At 36.9% G+C, this 20,214-nt stretch carries 21 protein-coding genes and 1 pseudogene; 11 read left to right on the plus strand and 11 right to left on the minus strand.

What is annotated here, in order from left to right; all coding sequences use genetic code 11:
* Positions 1-313: 313 nt before the first annotated feature.
* From OSH00_RS13550 to OSH00_RS13565, 4 genes are read left to right on the plus strand one after another with little or no spacing between them, the layout of a single operon-like run.
* Positions 314-868 (plus strand): PAAR domain-containing protein, encoded by a 555-nt coding sequence (locus OSH00_RS13550; protein WP_266130855.1) that lies wholly within the window; start codon positions 314-316, stop codon positions 866-868.
* Between the two features lie 3 nt (positions 869-871).
* Positions 872-1,693 carry a hypothetical protein gene (locus OSH00_RS13555; RefSeq protein ID WP_266130856.1) on the plus strand — a complete coding sequence of 274 codons (822 nt, stop codon included), beginning with the start codon at positions 872-874 and terminating at the stop codon, positions 1,691-1,693.
* A gap of 1 nt (position 1,694) precedes the next feature.
* Complete coding sequence (locus OSH00_RS13560) at positions 1,695-2,114, plus strand: hypothetical protein (RefSeq protein WP_266130857.1); 420 nt, start codon at positions 1,695-1,697, stop codon at positions 2,112-2,114.
* Between the two features lie 31 nt (positions 2,115-2,145).
* Positions 2,146-2,577, plus strand: coding sequence for a hypothetical protein (locus tag OSH00_RS13565; RefSeq protein ID WP_266130858.1), 432 nt, complete (start codon positions 2,146-2,148; stop codon positions 2,575-2,577).
* A gap of 100 nt (positions 2,578-2,677) precedes the next feature.
* Here OSH00_RS13565 and OSH00_RS13570 read toward each other — a convergent pair whose 3' ends face one another.
* The 5 genes and pseudogenes from OSH00_RS13570 to OSH00_RS13590 all read right to left on the minus strand — a co-directional run bounded on the left by OSH00_RS13570 (position 2,678) and on the right by OSH00_RS13590 (position 6,378).
* On the minus strand, positions 2,678-2,980 hold the full coding sequence (locus OSH00_RS13570) for a helix-turn-helix domain-containing protein (protein ID WP_199958162.1): 303 nt from the start codon (positions 2,978-2,980) through the stop codon (positions 2,678-2,680).
* Positions 2,973-3,327 (minus strand): annotated as a pseudogene (locus OSH00_RS13575) (type II toxin-antitoxin system RelE/ParE family toxin). Before OSH00_RS13575 ends, OSH00_RS13570 begins: the two are co-directional and overlap by 8 nt.
* A 326-nt stretch (positions 3,328-3,653) precedes the next feature.
* On the minus strand, positions 3,654-4,145 hold the full coding sequence (locus OSH00_RS13580) for a flavin reductase (protein WP_266130859.1): 492 nt from the start codon (positions 4,143-4,145) through the stop codon (positions 3,654-3,656).
* A gap of 200 nt (positions 4,146-4,345) precedes the next feature.
* Complete coding sequence (locus OSH00_RS13585; protein ID WP_266130966.1) at positions 4,346-5,374, minus strand: methionine synthase; 1,029 nt, start codon at positions 5,372-5,374, stop codon at positions 4,346-4,348.
* Positions 5,375-5,397: 23 nt separating this feature from the next.
* Positions 5,398-6,378 (minus strand): DUF1852 domain-containing protein, encoded by a 981-nt coding sequence (locus OSH00_RS13590; protein ID WP_266130860.1) that lies wholly within the window; start codon positions 6,376-6,378, stop codon positions 5,398-5,400.
* A 594-nt stretch (positions 6,379-6,972) separates the two neighbouring features.
* On the opposite strand from OSH00_RS13590, the gene OSH00_RS13595 reads away from it, so the two are divergent.
* Positions 6,973-7,368 (plus strand): hypothetical protein, encoded by a 396-nt coding sequence (locus OSH00_RS13595; RefSeq protein ID WP_266130861.1) that lies wholly within the window; start codon positions 6,973-6,975, stop codon positions 7,366-7,368.
* Between the two features lie 163 nt (positions 7,369-7,531).
* Here the strand turns inward: OSH00_RS13595 and OSH00_RS13600 are convergent, their stop codons facing one another.
* Positions 7,532-7,987: an N-acetyltransferase gene (locus OSH00_RS13600; protein ID WP_266130862.1), complete on the minus strand. Its 456-nt coding sequence runs from the start codon at positions 7,985-7,987 to the stop codon at positions 7,532-7,534.
* Positions 7,988-8,126: 139 nt separating this feature from the next.
* Here OSH00_RS13600 and OSH00_RS13605 point away from each other — a divergent pair, with 139 nt between their 5' ends.
* Complete coding sequence (locus OSH00_RS13605) at positions 8,127-8,885, plus strand: SIMPL domain-containing protein (RefSeq protein ID WP_266130863.1); 759 nt, start codon at positions 8,127-8,129, stop codon at positions 8,883-8,885.
* Between the two features lie 138 nt (positions 8,886-9,023).
* Here OSH00_RS13605 and OSH00_RS13610 read toward each other — a convergent pair whose 3' ends face one another.
* The 4 genes from OSH00_RS13610 to OSH00_RS13625 form a co-directional block, all read right to left on the minus strand.
* Positions 9,024-10,343: a DUF445 domain-containing protein gene (locus OSH00_RS13610; RefSeq protein ID WP_266130864.1), complete on the minus strand. Its 1,320-nt coding sequence runs from the start codon at positions 10,341-10,343 to the stop codon at positions 9,024-9,026.
* 28 nt (positions 10,344-10,371) lie between these two features.
* A complete protein-coding gene (locus tag OSH00_RS13615; RefSeq protein ID WP_266130865.1) occupies positions 10,372-10,938 on the minus strand; it encodes a CC0125/CC1285 family lipoprotein in 567 nt (188 codons plus the stop codon).
* A 398-nt stretch (positions 10,939-11,336) separates the two neighbouring features.
* The gene (locus OSH00_RS13620) at positions 11,337-12,026 is read right to left on the minus strand and encodes an alpha/beta hydrolase (RefSeq protein WP_266130866.1); all 690 of its coding nucleotides are present in this window, start codon (positions 12,024-12,026) and stop codon (positions 11,337-11,339) included.
* Positions 12,027-12,458: 432 nt separating this feature from the next.
* Positions 12,459-12,998, minus strand: coding sequence for a DUF924 family protein (locus tag OSH00_RS13625; RefSeq protein ID WP_266130867.1), 540 nt, complete (start codon positions 12,996-12,998; stop codon positions 12,459-12,461).
* 211 nt (positions 12,999-13,209) lie between these two features.
* On the opposite strand from OSH00_RS13625, the gene gshA reads away from it, so the two are divergent.
* The 3 genes from gshA to OSH00_RS13640 all read left to right on the plus strand — a co-directional run bounded on the left by gshA (position 13,210) and on the right by OSH00_RS13640 (position 15,904).
* Positions 13,210-14,787, plus strand: coding sequence for a glutamate--cysteine ligase (gene gshA / locus OSH00_RS13630; RefSeq protein WP_266130868.1), 1,578 nt, complete (start codon positions 13,210-13,212; stop codon positions 14,785-14,787).
* A 28-nt stretch (positions 14,788-14,815) separates the two neighbouring features.
* Entirely contained in the window at positions 14,816-15,310 is a 495-nt protein-coding gene (locus OSH00_RS13635; RefSeq protein WP_266130869.1) for a disulfide bond formation protein B, read from the plus strand.
* A gap of 78 nt (positions 15,311-15,388) precedes the next feature.
* Positions 15,389-15,904, plus strand: coding sequence for a hypothetical protein (locus OSH00_RS13640; protein ID WP_266130870.1), 516 nt, complete (start codon positions 15,389-15,391; stop codon positions 15,902-15,904).
* A 52-nt stretch (positions 15,905-15,956) separates the two neighbouring features.
* Here OSH00_RS13640 and OSH00_RS13645 read toward each other — a convergent pair whose 3' ends face one another.
* Complete coding sequence (locus OSH00_RS13645; protein WP_266130871.1) at positions 15,957-17,288, minus strand: PGAP1-like alpha/beta domain-containing protein; 1,332 nt, start codon at positions 17,286-17,288, stop codon at positions 15,957-15,959.
* A 243-nt stretch (positions 17,289-17,531) separates the two neighbouring features.
* On the opposite strand from OSH00_RS13645, the gene OSH00_RS13650 reads away from it, so the two are divergent.
* Positions 17,532-18,116 carry a YqiA/YcfP family alpha/beta fold hydrolase gene (locus tag OSH00_RS13650; protein WP_266130872.1) on the plus strand — a complete coding sequence of 195 codons (585 nt, stop codon included), beginning with the start codon at positions 17,532-17,534 and terminating at the stop codon, positions 18,114-18,116.
* 16 nt (positions 18,117-18,132) lie between these two features.
* Positions 18,133-20,013 carry a DNA topoisomerase IV subunit B gene (gene parE, locus OSH00_RS13655; protein ID WP_004826028.1) on the plus strand — a complete coding sequence of 627 codons (1,881 nt, stop codon included), beginning with the start codon at positions 18,133-18,135 and terminating at the stop codon, positions 20,011-20,013.
* Positions 20,014-20,214 lie beyond the last annotated feature (201 nt).

Here is a 20,214-nt window from a genome sequence, read left to right on the forward strand (position 1 = left end):
ACTCCGTTTCATTGTTAAAAGCACAGTACTCTTTGAGATCTCTAAGGGGTATTGTAGATTAGTCATTATACCATTACGGTAATGATGCTGAAAATGGTGGAGCCCTAAGCAGGGAGTTTGGAATAGGTGTTGATCATGGTTAGATTGATTTAATATTTTATTACAAAATATATTATAGGAGACAGAAGGTAGGTATAACGTGAAATCTATAAGTTGAATGTAAATATAACGAGGAGAGAGTCTTTTCAAAGTTTTGTATCTCCTATTTCTTTATGTTTTAATAAACTTATTATTAATTAAATATAAAATATAAATGAAGGCATTAATTACAATCGGTTGTAAAACAGACCATGGTGGAATCATTATTTTAGGTGATCCATCTTTTTTAGTCGAAGGTAAAGCTGTACACCTTGATGGAATGACGCACTTTTGTCCGAAATGTAAAGTTCAATCACGAGCAATTGCTTCCAATAAAGGCTTTATGATCGTTGGTGGTAAAAGTATTGTCGCTGCTGGTGATACTTCAAGTTGTGGTTCCAAGTATTTAAAAATTTCTGATCTAGCAGTGATGGATAATGGATCTAGTAGAGCAAACTCAGATTTGAACCCAATAGCCCTTCAAAGGAATAGCTTTGTTGATGACGAAAGTAATTTTTATGATGAACAAATACAATTAGAAAATACAAATGGCGAACCTTATGCGAATGTTGAATATATAGTTACTTTTGAAGATGGATCTATCTGTAAAGGCATAACTGATAATAATGGCAATACTGAAAGACTAAAAACTGAAACTTCATTGGGAATAGTTTCTGTTGATTTAATTATTGATAGTAATTGCAATGAATCTTGCTCTTGTGGAGAATAAAAAATGGATTTTAAAGTCGTACCAGACCTACATTTACCAGAAGTTCCCGGATTTAAGCTACCTAATATGCCTGAGTTACCATCAGGAAAATCAGTTATAAGATTTGTATCTGATAAAATCATAACAAATACAACAGCAAAGTCTAAAGTTATTCTTAGAGAGGATCAATCAAAAAAATATAGGACATTGACTGTCGGTGAAATAGCAATGTGTAAAGAAATATTCAAAGATTCAATAGATTATAGTAAAGTAAAAATAATAAATAGAGCAATTTTACCAAGTCAAGATGTACCTGTTACGCCTCACGGAAGCCCTCATTATCCCAATAGCCTAGTTGGAGCAAACGTATATCAAGATGATTTCTCCAATCCTAAATTTAGTGGGAATACTGATGTCGGAAATGGTCGAGATTTAAAAATAGTTTCAAAAATGACCTTTATTCATGAAATGACACATGTATGGCAACATCAAAAAGGACTAAATTTAATTAAAAGAGGTTTAATTTTACAGCCATTAGATAGAGTCATTCCTGATAATATTTATGATGCTTATTCATATCAATTAAAATATGGTTCAAAATTTAATGATTTTAATTTTGAACAACAAGCAACTATTGTTTCAGATTATTTTGGTATATTATCTGATTTTAGTGAAGCAAACTTTAGTTCATACTGGAGAAAGTATTCTAATCCATTTTGGAAACAATACATTCAAGATCTAATGCTTCCGATAATCAATAATCCTAAAGATTTTAAGTTAAAAGGTGTGGGCTTAGATAATCCTATTACTACAATAGCTACAACTTTATATTTTATAGTGAGATAAAATGAAAATTAAATTTATCCTATTACCTTTCATATTATTTACTTTATTAGGTTGTAAAAAAACATATGAAGATACCTTTGAATATAAAATATTAGATCAAAAAATATGTGCTATAAAAAATAAAGCTATAGGAAATGCAAATAAAATAAACTGGTTATTTCCTGAAATTAGAAACTTTAATGGTGAAGTGATAAGTGGAAATTTAAAATTTGATAAAGATGATAAAAACTATCTATTTTGTTATAACCTAGACGAATTTAAAAAAGAAGTTGGAAAAGGACCAATTCAATCAGATATCGGCATCGAAATAGATTTAACTTCATCAGTACAAGAATATAATTTAAGAAATTATTCTTGTATTCTTGATAATAAAATAAAATTAAATCTATCTAAAACAGAGTTGACTGCGATTTGTATTTAGTTGAATTGCTAATTTAACAAAGTGTATCATAATGAAATATATGGTTTTTTTAGCTGTTTTGTTATCAACAGTTGGTTGTAAAGATAAAAAGGTCGATTCTTTTCAATACGAAATTGTAAATAATGAGATAATTTGTTCATTGAAACCGAAAGAAGTTTTTGAGTCTAAAGAATTTGCAAGGTTTGATACATTTTTTAGAGATCTGAATGGGAATTCTAATGATGAATTATCAAATAGTATCTATACACAAAGTTTAAAAAATTTATCAAATAAAAAGAGTAAATATATTTTTTGTTTTCTAAAAAAAGATATGAAATCAGATTTTTTAGAAACATATATTCAAGTTGAACTACAAAAAGGAAAAACATTTCGACAATACGAATTCAGAAATTATTTTTGTGTAAAAAATAATAATTTAAGGAATTTTGGTGATAGAGAAAAAAGTATAAAAAAGTGCCAATAATCTAAAATTTAGATATCGCCAAGTTCTAGAAAATATCATAACAATATCGACGAAGCCAAACTGTTATTTGGTAATATAGAGTAGTTGAAGTTGAAGCAAGTTATATATTGAATCCTATATGTTTCCCTGTAGGAAGCTCTACATCAATACGCAGTTTTCCACCCATCGCTTCAACATATTTTTTCATGGTTGAAATCTTCAAGTCATTACCTCGGTTTTCTATGGCTGAAAGTGATGGCTGTTTGATACCAAGGATTTCAGCCAATTCTTTTTGAGAAATTTCTAACTCTTCACGAATCAGGTAAAGTTGATTTTCCAGCAATAACTCATCAGCCATTTGTTTAATACGAGTTTGACTCTCTGGAGAGCGACTAGTCAATAATTCTTGTAAGGTTTTAACCATTAGATTGATCTGCTAAAGTTGAAAGATGAAGTTCGTATTGTTGATCTGTAATTACTGCATCTCTGTATAAAAACGCTTTTTACCACTTTTGTCACCAATACACAGCACAATCGCTTGTCGTAATGGATCGAATGCAAAAATGCCCTTAACGGTTTACCCCGATGCTGAGCACGTAGCTCCTTCATATTGGTAAACTTAGAATTGTAGACAGTATCTACTAAGGGACGACCTAAACTAGGTCCTTGCTGTTGCAGAACAACCAATGCAGCTAATACTTTCCCTTGTGTTGATTCATCTTGCTGTTCAAGCCATTCATTAAACAGATCCGTTGTAATGACTATCCACATATTACAATTGCAATATAGATTTTAGTCTATATTTTAAATCTGATTGGTTGACTTTGTAATGTTTCGTCCTAAATAAGTTGACAGTATTTCATATGGAGCCAAATATAATTGCCATTTTAGAATCTATAACATTTGAAGAACTGTTAGAAACAGATAAGTTATTAAATAAAGATATTTTATAATTAAAGAATATATCTATGAATGCAAATAAGAAATTAATAGACGTACATGGTTTAAAAAAATTTGAAAATTGACTTCTTAACTGCATTTATATAACACAGTAGTCTTTAAGCATTTTAATATCACATTACAAATCAGCAAACACACTAAGCAATTTCCGTCTGTCCCACATGATGATAAGCACGGTTAAAATAAACCAAGCTTTGATCATGTTGGCTCTGTTGAATCGCAACAATACGACAAATCAAAATCGTATGCGTGCCAACTTCTTGCATTTGCTCAATTTCACAATCGAAATTCACCAAAGCATCCTTTAAGACTGGTGCGCCTGTTTCTAATTCTGTCCAAGCACCATGTTTAAATCTTTCTTCTGGGCTTAACTTAGACGAAAAAGCTTTAGAAATATGCTGATGATGTGCGCTGAGTACATTGACAGTTAAAATTTTATTTTCAACAAAATGCACATGAGAACTAGATGCCTTGTTCATACATACCAGTAAGGTCGGCGGTGTATCGGTTACACTACAGACAGCAGAAGCAGTAAATCCATAACGACCCGACAAGCCTGCAGTAGTGATCACACTGACCGCACTGGTGAGCAAAGACATTGCATCTCTAAAGTTTGTTGCTTCAATCATTTCATTGTTCCTAAATTGAACCGTACCACTTTTAGATTTAGCGATACCTTGCTATTGCGTCTTGTCGACTATCTATTGAGATCAGATATGCGTAGGGTGGATAATACACTGGATGAAGATCAGGGCATCAGTTTGCTCAGACATATACTTCCAAACAAACTGAAATAATGCCCCTTTATACCGAATGTTACGATTGAAAACTAGCGGTTAAGCTCTCTACGAACGATTTCTGCACCTACGCTTAGGGCATTCAATTTACCTCTTGCGACTTGGCGAGAGAGTGGTGCCATTCCACAGTTGGTCGATGGATAAAGCTTATCCGCATCGACAAATTGCAGTGCTTTACGCAGTGTATTTGCAACTTCTTCGGGTGTTTCAATGTTGTTGGTCGCAACATCGATCGCACCGACCATCACTTTTTTACCACGGATCAATTCAATCAAATCCATCGGTACGCGAGAGTTTTGACATTCTAAAGAGACAATATCGATTTTAGACTGTTGAAGTTTAGGGAAGGCCTCTTCATATTGACGCCATTCTGAACCTAAGGTCTTTTTCCAATCGGTATTGGCTTTGATACCATAACCATAGCAAATGTGTACCGCTGTTTCACATTTAAGCCCTTCAAGCGCTCGCTCTAAAGTTGCAACACCCCAGTCATTGACTTCATCGAAGAATACATTAAATGCAGGCTCATCAAACTGAATAATATCTACACCTGCGGCTTCTAACTCTTTGGCTTCTTCATTGAGAATCTTGGCAAATTCCCAAGCCAGTTTTTCACGGCTTTTATAATGTGCATCATAAAGCGTATCAATCATGGTCATTGGACCAGGTAATGCCCATTTAATCGGTTGGGAAGTCTGCTGACGTAAAAACTTGGCATCTTCAACGAAAACTGGTTTTTGACGAGACACTTCACCCACAACCGTAGGTACGCTTGCATCATAACGATTACGGATACGAACAGTCTCACGCTTTTCGAAATCTACCCCATTAAGGTGTTCAATAAAGGTCGTTACGAAATGCTGACGGGTTTGTTCACCATCGCTGACGATATCAATGCCTGCATGTTGCTGTTCTTGTAAAGATAAACGTAAGGCATCTTGTTTACCTTCAATTAATTGCTCATCTTGCAATTTCCAAGGTGACCAAAGTTTTTCAGGCTCTGCAAGCCAAGAAGGTTTCGGTAAACTGCCAGCAGTTGAGGTCGGTAATAAAATTTTCATCATCTATATCTTTTCTATCGGGGTTACACAGCAACGTAATTTGAAGACCACTGCTCAAGGATGGTTTTGTATGGCTTGATAAATTGTTCTTCAGTAAATTTGCCTTGCTTAATGGCCAACTGGCTACGCTCTTCTCGGTCATACACAATACGCGTCAGCGAATAATCCTGATGCTTTAAACTTGGGCGATAAGATTTTCCTGCCACAGCGTTCGCATTGTAAATTTCAGGGCGATAAATCTTTTGGAAGGTTTCCATGGTACTGATGGTACTGATCAACTCAAGGTTGGTATACTCACTGAGTAAATCACCACGGAAATAGAATGCTAAAGGCGCAACACTGTTTGGCGGCATAAAATAGCGAACCTGCAAACCCATTTTTGCAAAATATTCATCTGTTAGAGAGTATTCATCTTGTTGGTATTCGACACCTAAAACAGGATGTTGATTTGCAGTTTGATGATAGGTCTTACTGCTGGAAACACTCAAACAAATCACGGGTGCCTTACTAAAATTATTTTTATAAGTATTCGAATTGACGAATGAATTAAAAATGTTGCCGTGAAGCTCACCATAGTTTTCAGGAAGGCTAAATTCGGCTTTATCTTTATTATGTTCTAACAGAAGTACACTAAAATCATAGTCTCTTACATAAGAGGAAAAATTGTTTCCAACAATACCTTCAATACGTTGATTGTTTTTGTGATCGATAATATTGGTTTTTAAGATTTCAATGGTCGGGAATGTTTGGCCATTACCTTCAATATCAATATCTACTGAAATAATTTCAAGTTCGACGGCGTAACGGTCTGCTTTCGGGTTATCCCAATGTGCCAAAGCATTGAAACGATTGTTGATCATCTTTAAAGTATTGCGCAAGTTGTCTTGACGACTTTCACCTCTTGCCAAATTCGCAAAGTTGGTTGTAATGCGCGTACTGTCAGCAGGATGATAGTTTTCATCGAAACTAATGCGCTTAATCGTAAATGTAAACTCTTTACTCATTGTGATAACCCTAATTTCTGAGATAAAAACCTGAATTTATTTCATGCTCTTGTCGACTGCCTCAAAAGTATTGTTGAAACTTATTCATGATCGATTTTCAATATTTTCTCATCTAAACGGCATGAAAAATTGAAAATCGATGCTGATACGGTCTGTAGCAAGGAGCATGGTGTAATTTATACCCCAAACACTACATGAATAAAAATGATATTAATTCATAAAAAGTTGAATGAAATTCATGATTGATAATTTTGTTCAATTAAGAAAGACTTGCGTGATCAAATAGTCTGATCATATCTGAATATTTCACAGCTTAAGACAATGGAATCCTTACAAATGAGTCATATACCGAACGGGGGTGACTGAATATGTATACAATGATTTTTGAGAGGTTTCTTTGCTGAGTGATTGAACAGTTGATTCGGGGACAATGATTTAAGATCATTGATGCTCAGGATCTACGTCAATAATAATGACATTTTGTCTCTATAAAATGAGAACTAAAATAGAAAACATATACTTATAAAAGGAGGGTTGCTTCATGCATTTCGTTAAGCTATTGATGGGATGGTGGGTTTTCGCATGATGTGACTTGTGATTGCTGCGGATTTTCCACGATATCAGCTCAAAGCTACACAAAATCTTCAAGATAGAATTTGGAGCTGGAAATTAACCATACGACCATATAAGTCTACAGCAGCAGAACAGTCTGAACGTGGTTGTATCAAGATTAAAGATTTCGTCAAACAAAATACGGATGATATGCGAGAAAGCATTCCTCAAGAATGCAAAACTCAAATTACCAGTGATCAGCCGAAGAAGGGTCGTATGACTTTACAATGTTCAGGTGCTTTCAGTGGATTCAAAGTCAATTATCGAGTACAACATGTTCCAGCAAATCATTTAATTGTTGAAGCTCAAATGCTTTCCAATACAACGTTTATTCATGAATATAAACAAGAAGGTGAATGTAAATATTTGATGATTTGAATAAAGAATTTAATCTGTTCCACTCCATTAACTTAAAGAAAAATATAATCATAATTTTTTTGTTACTGCTTATATTGATGATGAAGGCGTAAATCATATACAGTCATTGATATTTAAGATTCTTTAATCCAATCTGAATCTGATTTTAGAATAAAGATCAGATTCATCTTGAATGAAATGATTTTTCCCAACGCATTAAGAAGTCTTTTGAATTGGTTTCTAAATCAATGCCTTCTTTTATAATTTCAAAACCTAAAGTCTTATAAAATTGCACGCTTTTTGGATTTTCCTGATAGACATTCAATTCAAGTTCAGTCCGTATGGCTTGAGCATATTGGATCAATGCTGTACCCACACCTTTTCCTTGATGCGATGGTGAGACAAAAATTGCGGCGATTTGAGTGTCTAGCAAGGCAATAAATCCATAGATTTGATGATGATATTCAGCAAGATAAACTTCGGACATAGGAAGATAAATATTCTGCATTTTAAGTTTATTTTCTTTCCAATATGTTTCTGGAATAAAATGATGCGCGATAAATGATGCTTCCAGCCAGATTTCGGATAAAACACTAAAATCATCAATATCGGCTTTTCTTATATTAATTAAACGTACCAATTTTTTCTCCAATTTTAAATGGGAATATATTTTATATAGGGAATAATAAGGCACATTTCTATTTAACATGAGATATGGTTGACTTATGATTCGTTTATTATTATAAACTTTATATAAGAATTTTGACGATATTAGAATAATGGAAAATAAATCAGTTACATATAAAACCTTATGGGTCTTTGCGCTGATCCTGAGTTTGGGCTTTATTATTTCTGCAACTGTGTTGGGATATGCTTTTAAACAATTTGGCGGTGAAAAAAATTCAATTATTGTGAAAGGGTTGGCTGAAAAACCTATCCAAGCAGATTCGGCCCGTTGGGAAATCAATCTTCAAACCAGTCGTGCATCGGACAGTGTAACAGCGTCCTATCAATTACTTGATCAAGAAATAAAGACCTTACAATCTTTCTTTGTTGAACATGGTTTTAAAGCCACAGAAATGAAATTAGGCAATAAAAGTTCGCAACCCTATTATCAAGATGTGGATCAGGGTGATGGAAAAACAATTCGCGAATTCAGAGGTTATGTCGCAATGCAGTCGTTGGTGATCAATAGCCGCGATATTCAAAAAATTGAAAAAGCTGCAAAAGATGCTTATTTACTGGATGAAAAAGGTATTTCAATTGAACAAAAACCGCAGTATTTGGTTTCCAATCTAGAAGAAATTAAGATGTCATTGATTGCCAATGCGACAAAGAATGCTCACAGTCGTGCCAATGAATTTGCAAAAGTGGGTGGTGTGAAAGTGGGTGCAATGCGTTCAGCAAGCCAAGGTGCATTTTATATCTTGCCTGAAAGCGGCTCAGACGATGACAGTGATTATGGTGGTGCATATGACAAAAATACCATCAATAAAATTGCCCGTGTCGTGGTCACGATTAATTATTCAATTGATTAACCAATTCGCAAAGCTAAATTTGAGTAAATTATGTTTTAACATCAGTAATGTTTGAGTAAAAAAATGGGAGCTTAGCTCCCATTTTTGATTGATTTTATGCTGATGAGTGAATTGATTTCATCGTATTCATTTGCACTGTTAGATCGCAAAATCAATCACAGCACGAATAACCCCTAAACTCAAACCAATAAAAGCACCAACAACCACACCATTTACGCGAATCATATGTAAGTCACCGCCTACTTCATTTTCAATTTTGGCAATCATTTCTGTAGAGTCCCATTCATGAATTCGTTGACTAATAAAGGTAATCACTTTTTCACTGTATTGATCGCTTAAATTAACAGCAATACCGCTGATTCGATCATTGAGCAGGTCACGAACAGATCGGTTTTGTATCAGGTTTTCACCCACTTGTTGAATTGCAACACGCAGGTTCATTGCAATACCAGAGTCTGCTTTCAGCAAGTCAGATTTAATGGCATCGCATAAAATAACCACAGCACCCGTCATAAAATTCAAAACAGGTTCACTGTCTAAAAGTGCATTTTTAGTTTCATTTAAACGTAAGCTGGCATGGCTATTATTATCCGCCAATTGCAGCATAAGTTGATGTGCTGCTTCCTCAATTTTTTGACGGATTGGATGATCTTCATCCGCCAACATGGATTCAACTTTTTCAATAATTGAGTCAATTGTACGTTGTTCCACATCAATGCCGATCCAACTTGCACCCTTGGCAAGGCGTGAAACGCCCAGTTCTTTAAACAGGGTCTGGGTGAGTTCTCGTGTTCTTTCAGGATGGGTCATCATCCATTCATGTGCAATGTCGAGTCCACGTTGCAACACATCTTGATGGAAATCGTTGTCTAAGACCGCACGAAGCATTTCACTGGCAAGTTGATTCATACGGGTATTGCGTGCCCATTGCACACTGTTATTTTGGATAAAGCGTCCAATTTGCTCCTGTCCAACAAATTCAAAAATTTTGGGTACCGTTTGTTGAATCACATCGGCCACTTGACCATTGTTTTTGGGATGTGCCAACCATTGTCCTACGGCTAAGCTCAGGTCAGTATTTTGTAAACTTCGCTCAACGATTTGAGGAGAAAGGAAGTTTTCCTGAACAAATTTACCCATCGATTCCGCAATACGTGCCTTATTACGCGGAATAATTTCAGTATGATCTTTTAAAAATTTAGGAATAGGAATTTTCCCAAAGGGATTGCGGAACAAGACAGTAATTGCATACCAGTCGGCTAGACCACCTACAACTCCTGCTTCAGCACCTAACATGAGGATATGGATAAACCATGCATATTCAGGGAGCAACTTGGCAGAAATGATTAAAGCAATCCATGCCACCACTGCCACAATCAAGGCGATTGTGGCAAAGCGTTTGCTTCGATCTAGACTTGGAATACTATTGGCGACTTCATTTTGTTCAATTCCGCTCATTCATTTTCCTAAACAAGTTTCTTTATCTTTATTGCTTTGATGTTACCGCATCAGGCTGTGGTTGTAGTACCTGTCCTGTCGGACCAACACCATATTTTGGTCCTAAAGATTGCAAAATCAAACGAGCATCAAAGGCATCGTTGGGTGAAGATTTCTTATCTTTATAACATTCGATGCTATAGGAAATCTGTACGGGATCAATATTGACCACTTGTGGCATATCGTAAAATGGGTCATTCCAGAACATTGGATGGCGTCGATAACCCCAACCATAAGGGTAGTAATTTGTGGATGGATAAACCACCGCTTTGCGCGGAGGCTGTTGGCTTCGATTACTTGGATCGTCTAAAACTTTGAAGTAGATGAAACCATTTAATAGGGTAGTTTGAGCAGCTTTGACGAGATTAATTTCTTCAGCAGTTCCAAAACTCATATTACTATTGCCTTGAAAACTAATACGATAGCTATGGTCATTGAGCGGAACTGTAGTGTATTGTCCAAGTTGGTCAAAGGTACGTGGTTTACTTGGTGTCGTCGCACAGCCTGTGATCGTGAGCACAGCGACGATCGTCAGACCAATCAGTGTTTTTTGCATCTGTTGCTCCTTGTCCACTTTGGGGGATGGAAGTGAATAAATTTCTATGTCTGATACTGTTCTAAGTTGATGGACTGACAATGAATTTCAAGAAGATTTTTGTTAAATCCCTTCATTAAAAGAAAATTAAAATTTAAATAAGAAAAGCATCACTCATTAACAAATATTGAGTGACATGAAGATCAAGACCAGTAAAAAATTAGCCTACTCCCACATCTGATCAAAATTGAAAAGGTGATGAAAAACTGTTTTCATCACCAAGTGGTCAGAAAGATCAATCTTAATGAAGTGAAGGCTTAATGATGTTTAAGATGCATTAAATTAGCATTGTTAAATTTTAATTCTTGGAAAAATAGTTCACACACGTTGAGTTAAATCACGACAGTTCAGTTTTTTCACTATAATTCAAAAGACGATGCAGCCTGAATAATAAAGTCAGAAATTTCATTGGGTCTTGAGGCAAGAGAGGCATGACTCGCATCAAGTTCAATGATTTGCTTTGCATTTAATCTCGCTGACATTTTTCGCTGATTTTCAGGTGAAATCATTCTATCTTGCGTTGAAATCTGATACCACGATGGTTTATTTTTCCATGCAGGTGTTTTGATTTCATCTCCAAATGTACTTGCAAGTGGAGCTTTTTGAGCGATAGCCATAGCGATAGATTGCGAAGCATCGAGATCCTGACAAAAACTTTCATGGTATTTGTCTTCTTTAACCCACAAATATCCATCAGAATCGGGGTAAAGATTTGCAGCAGCTTCTGGTGGATGCTGTTGGGTAATTAATCCAGGACTTTCAGATGTATCAGGAGCAAATGCAGCAATGTAAACTAAACCCACCACTTTTTCATTATTACCAGCCTCTGTAATCACTGCTCCTCCATAAGAATGTCCCACCAACAATACTGGTCCTTCAATCTGATTAATCATTTTATGGGTTCTTTCCACATCGTCAGCCAAAGACGTTAATGGAATTTCGACAGCTTTTACCTTTAATTTTTTTTGAATTAGTAAGGGAATAACATGTTGCCAATGCAATGAGTTTCCCCAAAAACCGTGAACCAATATAACTGTGGGTTGTGTCATTTTTTTACTCGCTTTACTGGAAAAGTAATTTTTGTTTAATGACAATATCTGAGCATTTTTAGTGGATATATTGTGATTTTGTATTTTTATTAAACAATATACGCTTAGTTTTTGAATTGTTTATTTATTTAAAAAGTATTTTTTTCTACATGTATATTCGATTTATGCTTAGAAAATTAGAACGGATTTGTCTATTTGATTGATCATTTCATATTTTGGGTATTCCAGTCGGGGTTGAATATTTAAAACATATTGACTGCTTCAGTTGGGAGGCTTGAAAAAGTAGAGTTTATCTATCAAGAGTGTTAGAAGAATTACGATTGAGTGTAAGATCGAATGAATTAAACACAGAAATAATTGAAAATAAAATTATTAAGCAAAGCGATAGTTTTAGTGGCTGATGCAATATGAATTTTACATCAGCCAGACCGATTAAAAGCTGCTATTGGGTTGCTTTAAAAACTCAATTTCTTCAGCAGTTGAGGTTCTTCCCAAAATTTCATTACGATGTGGGTAACGCCCAAAACGATCAATAATCAGTTTATGCTTTTTCTCAAAGTCCAGATTGATGGGATTGCCCAACGCTTCAAAAAGCTGCAAAGCCTGAGCATGAATAATTTTCGATTCACTGTGCATAAATGGCATATACAAGAATGAACGTTGTTCAGGTTTCAATGCTTGATCTAATTTAAGCTGAATCGCTTCTTGTGCCAATCCAAGTGCTAGAGCATCCTGAGCAAATGCATTGGCTTGGTCACGATATAAGTTACGAGAAAATTGATCTAGAACAATGATTTCAGCAAGACGACCTTCGGCTGTTGCCCGCCAAGTCCACAATTCACACTGTTTGGCTTGATCTAAGGTATGTAAAAAGCGCTCACGTAAAATTTGATCAAATGCATCACTTTTGGCGAACCAATAAGGTTGAGTTTCTGCACTAAACCAAAAATCGATAATTTCTTGATAATTCATAATGTTTACAATTCTTTATTGGTGATTTTTCTATACAAACACAAATTTTAGATGTCTTGTAGTTGAACTTTGTGATAAAAACTTTTTTCGAAATAAAGTGAATAATTCATTTAAAACAACGATGGTTATACGTGTATATCGATAAATAACGTTATACTGCGCGCATCGAAATATTTTATTTTAAAAAATCCTTTAAGATAAGTGAGTAAGTATGAGTCAACCCAAAACGATTTCCCAATTTCTTGTGCCAGATTGGGTGGATTCTACCTTATTCAAAGGGATGTTACGTGGCATTGAACGTGAAAGCCTGCGTATGCAAAATAATGGTTTTTTATCACAGGCCGATCATCCTCGTTCTTTAGGTTCTGCTTTGACGCATCCGCATATCACGACAGATTATTCAGAAGCGTTGATGGAGTTTATTACGCCTCCCAAAGCAAGCATCAGCGAAGCTTTAAATTTTTTAACCGATATACATGCTGTGGTGAATCGCCATTTAGAAAATGGTGAAAAGCTTTGGACTTTGTCTATGCCTTGTATGCTAGATGAAAAAGAAGAAAATATTCGTTTGGCACAATATGGCACATCTAATATTGGACAATTTAAAACACTCTATCGCCATGGTTTGGGTATTCGCTATGGTCGCCGGATGCAGACGATTTCAGGTGTGCATTATAATGTTTCTTTTCCTGATATTTTATTTGAACAATTACAACAGCATGAACAAGACGATGCATTGAAAGTACTCAGTCTGCAAGATTATCGCAGTCATCGTTATTTGGGACTTATTCGTAATTTTATCCGTTTAACGCCGTTGGTGATGTATCTAGTCGGTGCAAGCCCGTCGGTATGTAAGTGTTTTATGACTGGGCGTGAACACCAGTTATTGCCATTAATCAAAGGGACTTTATTCTTACCTTATGCGACTGCCTTGCGTATGGGGCGTTTTGGCTATCAAAATTCTGCACAAAAGCAACTCGGCATTCACTACAATAATTTAGACAGTTATGTGGCTGAACTTCAAAAAGCGGTGAATTCTCCTTATGCACAATTTAGTCGCTTGGGTCTAAACAATGCTGCGGGTGAACCAATTCAAATCAATGATCATGTATTACAGATTGAAAATGAATACTATAGTCTGGTTCGTCCTAAACAAGTTCCACAAGCAGGTGAAACGCCGTCACAGGCCTTGGCAAATCGTGGCATTGGTTATGTTGAATTACGTGCTGTAGATGTCAATCCATATAGTGCAATTGGTATTAACGAAGACACTGCAGGCTTCTTGGAAGTGGTTGCCTTATATTGTTTGCTTCAAGACAGCCCAGATTTATGGGATGACGAACAAGATGTGATTGAACAAAACCAAACTGAAGTGGTCAACCGCGGACGTGCGCCGAATGCCAAAATTATTGAGGCAGGTACAGAATATCCATTGCTAGAATGGTTACAGCAACATCTCGATGCCATGCAGCCACTTGCAGCACTATTGAACCAAACCTATTCAACACATTTATATGGTCAAGCACTCGATGTGATGCAGAAAAGGGTTGATGATGTTGATGAGACTTTATCAGCACAAGTCATTGCCGATACGATGGAATATGGGGGGACATGGAGTTTTGGTGGTCACATGGCGAATCAGCACATCGAAAGTTACGAACAACATGTATTAAGTCCTGAAACTTTAGCGTATTTTGAGGGTCTTACTCAAACTTCTCTCACAGAACAACAGCAACTTGAACAAGATACAAGTATAAGTTTTGAAGATTATCTGAGTAAATTTAGATAAGGTATTGATGATATAACGAGGAAGTTCCATGCAATGGCGTAGTTATCGCTTCGTAAGTGGTCTTTTATTTTTAGCAAGTGTGGTCGGGATGTCTTTTGCACTCTATTTAGAGCATGTGCAAGGGCTTGAACCCTGTCCACTTTGTGTATTTCAACGTATTGGGTTGATTGGTCTTGGTCTAATCTCTTTGATCGCATTTTTACATTATCCTCAAAATAATGTATTTAAACGCATTTATAGTTTCTTGGGTCTAGTTGCAATCTCTTGGTCAGTCGGTGTTGCGGCTCGCCATGTATGGCTGCAAAACTTACCCAAGGATCAAGTGCCAAGTTGTGGTCCTGGTTTGGACTATTGGGTGAATACCTTGCCTTTAAAAGCTGTTTTTGAAAATGTGCTCAAAGGTTCTGGTGAATGTGCAATGGTGGATTGGACCTTTTTAGGACAGTCTTTACCTGTGTGGTCACTGCTGTTCTTTAGTGTATTGGCATTGATTAGCCTATGGCAGTTATTTAGAAAGTACTGAAATGTAAAAAGAGCTGCTATTAACCAGCTCTTTTTTATCTTATTCAATTACAACCATAACCAATATCGTCGTATTAAAATGATCCATCATAAAATATATTTAAGTTGTCTTGGCGCAATTGCGTTTTGTATTTCTGTAGCTGTTTTAGCCAAGGCTCCTCCGCTTGCTGGTCAAGAGGTATCCTGCGAATTTAAATCCGAATTTGACGACACCATCCCTGCGGATGTTTCCTATATCAAGTTCGGTGCTCAGCCTTTTAAAGTGTTTAAGACCAATCCTGATTTTTTTTCGAGTCATGTTGAAGACTGCCAATTACATCGTGGTCGATACTATGTGCTGTCCGTATCTCAGAGCCAACCTGCAAGAACATTGACACAGTCTTTGATTGAAGTGACACAATTTGACTTAAACGGTAAAAAAGTCGATCAGAAATTTTATAACAAGGGTTGGACTTGTGCCTTAACGAAAGGTTTTGTAAAGAAAAATCAAAGCTTATTTGTCGATACACAATGTACGGACAAATCAAATTTTGATGAATATGGTGAAATGATTCATCCTGAACACAATAAGTCTTATCATCTTGAAGTCAAATAGCATAAAAAAGCTGATTCAACATCAGCTTTTTTTATACATAGATGACTGACAATCAGGTTTCCACAATGCCCTGCATGCTTTCCAGCTTGATCAGATACTTCCGGATTTGTTCTTCAGCCAATTCATCATGATGCGGATAGAACCATTTGGCGATTTGTTCTGAAACCAGAGGATGATATTGAATATCAAAATGATTCAGTCCGTAGAATACTGCTTTGTGAGATTCTGGCAGTTTGAGCTGAAAACGTGGATTAGGATGTTCGCCTAGAGCACTCTTTACACTGACCAAATAATCACCAATGACTTTGAGGGTTCGATTTTTACGATTTTCAAACTCTAAGGTGCCAGCAATTAAAAAGGTATTGATGTGTGAGGGTAGTGGCGCAGGTTTACGGTTATCGTCCATTAAACCGATACGCGCATTATTATGTTCCCAATCATCATCACGAACACTACCATAGCGCAAGTCCAAAATCCCATTACTGCGAATATTCACCACATGACTGATAATTTTGACGATGGGGAAATGTCCAATCTTTTCTTGGATTGCAAAACCAAAGCGTTCCAACACCGCGCCATGATGCGGAGAACCGATACATACTAGGTTTTCAACCATATGAAACCATTGGTGCATATTCTGCTTGCCATAAAATAAGGCACTTCGACTCACCAACCCCCCCATACTATGTCCGATCAAGTCAATACTGGTAATGCGTGGATTACGTTTGATGAGGTCTTCAAGCAGATTGGCTAAAGAGCGACCATTGGCTGAAATTCTTCGACCGGTGTTGTAATGGAAATAGAGCATGGTGTTGTTATCACGCTGCGCCAGTAATTTTTCCCCGATACCGCCATTACCACGGCTACTCCAGTCCTGATAGTTCATACATAGACCGTGTGAAAAGATCACCACACGACCTGCCAAGTCGCCTTGTTGTAATGCTCCATAGTGGTCGTAGAGGACAGGAGAAAGTGCCAATGGATTATGGGTCGCCAAAAGATAATCGCCGAGTACGCCATTTAAAGCACTGACTAAAAAGGTCATATGCGCATTAAGCGGTTTATCATGTAGGTTTGGGAAACGTTCAATGGTTTTACGGAGTACAGGCGCCAACAGATGGCTACCGTAATTTTGCAAAGCGTTATAACCGAATTTATAGAGTTTATCGACAATTGGACGAGACTGGAAACGTTTAGCTTTTTGCTTACTTAAACCGAAAATACTCAGTAACATTTCACGTTGAATAGATTGGATGAAGTCCTGAACGACACCACTGAGGGGCGTACTGACTAACTGCGCTAAGCCTTCTAGTACGTCTGCCTGACTTGGAGGCGAACGGTCCCACTTACAATAGGTTTCGTGTAAAGGGGTTAAGCTTGGCATTGTTATTTCCTCATCCATATTGATCTGGAACAAAGACTTTATTTTTGCTCTAGATCCATGTATAAATTCATAGGCAATCATCTTATCTTGTTCATCCTGAACATTATTTAAAATACCGATAATTGCATTAAAGTTTTAATTTTTTGTCGGACAATATCCCCACATATACAAATTAAAACAATTATGTGATTTGGGTCACATTAAAAATTAAAACATCCGTGGTGAAAAATCAATCCGTTTTCAATGAATATTATTTATTTACATGGTTTTAAAAGTAGCCCTTTGTCCATAAAAGGGCAACAGCTAGCCGACTATTGTCGCTACCATTCATCGCATCGTGTGTATTTACCTGATTTAAATCAGCATCCACACGATGTTTTAACACAAATATCGGCTTATATTGAGCAATGCTCAGATGTGGTGTTGGTGGGAAGCAGTCTAGGCGGGTTTTATGCGACACAGTTGGTCGCAAAATATGGTGTGCCTGCTGTTTTAATTAATCCGGCTATGCGACCATGGCAATTGTTTCGTCAGCTCTTTGGGACGGAATATATGCCTTACCAAGTGACTGAACAATGGACACTGGATGATGTCCAATTGGACTACTTGGAAGACATTGCTGTACCGTTTGTGCAAGATGCAGACAAAATAATGGTGTTATTGCAACAAGGCGATGAAGTTTTGGATTATCGTGAGGCAGAACGGTATTATAGTACAGCGCCACATACATCCTTGATCATGACAGAAATGCATGGTAATCATGCGATGGAAGATTTTGCAGATAAAATTCCCATGATTGTGGAGTTTTTATCTTACTCCGTAAAATAAAAGGAAAAACTTAAACGTGTCTCAATATACGGCCCAATCACTTGAAGTATTATCTGGCTTAGACCCTGTGCGTCGTCGTCCAGGCATGTATACAGATACCACGCGTCCAAACCATTTGGCGCAAGAAGTTATTGATAATGCTGTCGATGAGGCACTTGCAGGGCATGCCAACAAAATAACTGTCACGGTATATAAAGACGGTTCTTTATCTGTTGAAGACAATGGTCGTGGTATGCCTGTCGATATCCATCCTGAATATGGGCAAAGCGGGATCGAAATTATTCTGACCAAATTGCATGCAGGTGGTAAGTTTAGTACAGACAATTACCAGTTTTCAGGCGGTTTACATGGGGTCGGAATTTCTGTTGTAAATGCCTTGTCTGACCGTGTCGAGGTTGAGGTTCAACGTCAGGGCAATCTTTATAAAATGGCTTTTGAACGTGGCGAACCTGTCGCGCCTCTAGAAGTTCTAGAAGGTAAGGTTGCCAAGCGTGCAACAGGGACAACGGTACGTTTTTGGCCTGAAGCCAAGTATTTTGATTCGCCTAAATTTGCGCTTAAAGCTTTAAAGCATAATTTAAAAGCCAAAGCTGTTTTGGCTGCGGGTTTGCAGATTAATTATATTGATCAGATCAATGATGAGAAAATCGAATGGCAATTTGAAAATGGTTTAGTCGACTATTTGATGGATGAATTGCAAGACCGTGAAATTATTCCTGAACCTGCTTTTGTTGCAACAGGCGAGGCTGAGCGTGCCAGTGCAGAATTTGCAATTTGCTGGAATATCGAAGGTGGGGAACAGATTCAGGAAAGTTATGTCAATTTGATTCCAACTGCACAAGGCGGTACGCATGTGAACGGTTTACGTTCAGGGGTGACTGATGCAATGCGTGAATTCTGTGAATTGCGGAATTTATTGCCACGTAATATGAAATTGTCAGCAGAAGATGTTTGGGATGGCGTGAATTTTATTCTCTCACTTAAATTCCAAGAACCGCAATTCTCCGGTCAAACCAAAGAACGGCTTTCAAGTCGTGAAGCATCCAATATTGTTTTAAATATTGCTAAAGATGCTTTTGCCCTGTGGCTCAATCAGAATGCCGAAGTTGCAATGCAACTGGCTGAAATCGTGATTGCGAAAGCTGGTCGCCGTTTAAAAGCAGCGAAAAAAGTTGAGCGTAAAAAAATTGTGGCAGGTCCAACATTACCTGGAAAATTATCAGATTGTGTAGGGCATACACTTGAAGAATCAGAACTTTTTATCGTGGAAGGGGATTCAGCAGGCGGTTCTGCCAAACAGGCGCGAGATAAAAATTTCCAAGCCATTATGCCAATCCGTGGAAAAATCTTAAATACTTGGGAAGTATCTTCTGATGAGGTCTTGGCTTCTCAAGAAGTTCACAATATCGCGATAGCGATTGGTGTTGATCCGGGAAGTGATGATCTTTCAGAATTGCGTTATGGTAAAATTTGTATTCTTGCCGATGCGGACTCCGATGGTTTACACATCGCAACTTTATTGTGTGCCTTGTTTGTGAAGCATTTCCCTGCAATGGTGGATGCTGGGCATTTATATGTAGCGATGCCGCCTTTGTATCGAATAGATGATAATAAAGACGTTTATTATGCGTTGGATGATGATGAGTTAGAAGCTATCTTAAAGAGAGTAAAGTCTAAGAACCCACAAATTACTCGATTTAAAGGATTGGGAGAGATGAACGCAAGCCAGTTGCGTGAAACGACTTTAGATCCAAATACTCGGCGCTTGGTTCAGTTGGATTTAGATGATGCACATCATACCGCAGGCTTATTGGACAAATTATTGGCAAAGAAACGTGCCAGCGATCGCAAAGACTGGTTAGAGCAAAAAGGTAATCTCGCAGATTTAACCGTTTAAATAGCATTTGGCTTGATGAAAACTTTAGGTAAAAAGATGAGGTCTTGAAGACCTCATTTTTTATTGAGTTTTTAATTCAGATTGCCCAATCTATCGGCTTTTCAAAGTATAGGATACGGTCCATTTTTCATCCTGGCTTGCCATACTCAATCTGCACTCTATTTGCTCATTTTAAAGCAAAAAAATCGCACTTAATTTGAT

It is taken from the genome of Acinetobacter nematophilus (assembly GCF_026344175.1).
GTDB lineage: Bacteria > Pseudomonadota > Gammaproteobacteria > Pseudomonadales > Moraxellaceae > Acinetobacter > Acinetobacter nematophilus.

Coding starts and splice junctions, on each gene's coding strand:
- OSH00_RS13550 (WP_266130855.1), top strand. CDS start 314: ATGAAGGCATTAATTACAATCGGTTGTAAAACAGACCATGGTGGAATC.
- OSH00_RS13555 (WP_266130856.1), top strand. CDS start 872: ATGGATTTTAAAGTCGTACCAGACCTACATTTACCAGAAGTTCCCGGA.
- OSH00_RS13560 (WP_266130857.1), top strand. CDS start 1,695: ATGAAAATTAAATTTATCCTATTACCTTTCATATTATTTACTTTATTA.
- OSH00_RS13565 (WP_266130858.1), top strand. CDS start 2,146: ATGAAATATATGGTTTTTTTAGCTGTTTTGTTATCAACAGTTGGTTGT.
- OSH00_RS13570 (WP_199958162.1), bottom strand. CDS start 2,980: ATGGTTAAAACCTTACAAGAATTATTGACTAGTCGCTCTCCAGAGAGT.
- OSH00_RS13580 (WP_266130859.1), bottom strand. CDS start 4,145: ATGATTGAAGCAACAAACTTTAGAGATGCAATGTCTTTGCTCACCAGT.
- OSH00_RS13585 (WP_266130966.1), bottom strand. CDS start 5,374: ATGAAAATTTTATTACCGACCTCAACTGCTGGCAGTTTACCGAAACCT.
- OSH00_RS13590 (WP_266130860.1), bottom strand. CDS start 6,378: ATGAGTAAAGAGTTTACATTTACGATTAAGCGCATTAGTTTCGATGAA.
- OSH00_RS13605 (WP_266130863.1), top strand. CDS start 8,127: ATGGAAAATAAATCAGTTACATATAAAACCTTATGGGTCTTTGCGCTG.
- OSH00_RS13610 (WP_266130864.1), bottom strand. CDS start 10,343: ATGAGCGGAATTGAACAAAATGAAGTCGCCAATAGTATTCCAAGTCTA.
- OSH00_RS13615 (WP_266130865.1), bottom strand. CDS start 10,938: ATGCAAAAAACACTGATTGGTCTGACGATCGTCGCTGTGCTCACGATC.
- OSH00_RS13620 (WP_266130866.1), bottom strand. CDS start 12,026: ATGACACAACCCACAGTTATATTGGTTCACGGTTTTTGGGGAAACTCA.
- OSH00_RS13625 (WP_266130867.1), bottom strand. CDS start 12,998: ATGAATTATCAAGAAATTATCGATTTTTGGTTTAGTGCAGAAACTCAA.
- gshA (WP_266130868.1), top strand. CDS start 13,210: ATGAGTCAACCCAAAACGATTTCCCAATTTCTTGTGCCAGATTGGGTG.
- OSH00_RS13635 (WP_266130869.1), top strand. CDS start 14,816: ATGCAATGGCGTAGTTATCGCTTCGTAAGTGGTCTTTTATTTTTAGCA.
- OSH00_RS13640 (WP_266130870.1), top strand. CDS start 15,389: ATGATCCATCATAAAATATATTTAAGTTGTCTTGGCGCAATTGCGTTT.
- OSH00_RS13645 (WP_266130871.1), bottom strand. CDS start 17,288: ATGCCAAGCTTAACCCCTTTACACGAAACCTATTGTAAGTGGGACCGT.
- OSH00_RS13650 (WP_266130872.1), top strand. CDS start 17,532: ATGAATATTATTTATTTACATGGTTTTAAAAGTAGCCCTTTGTCCATA.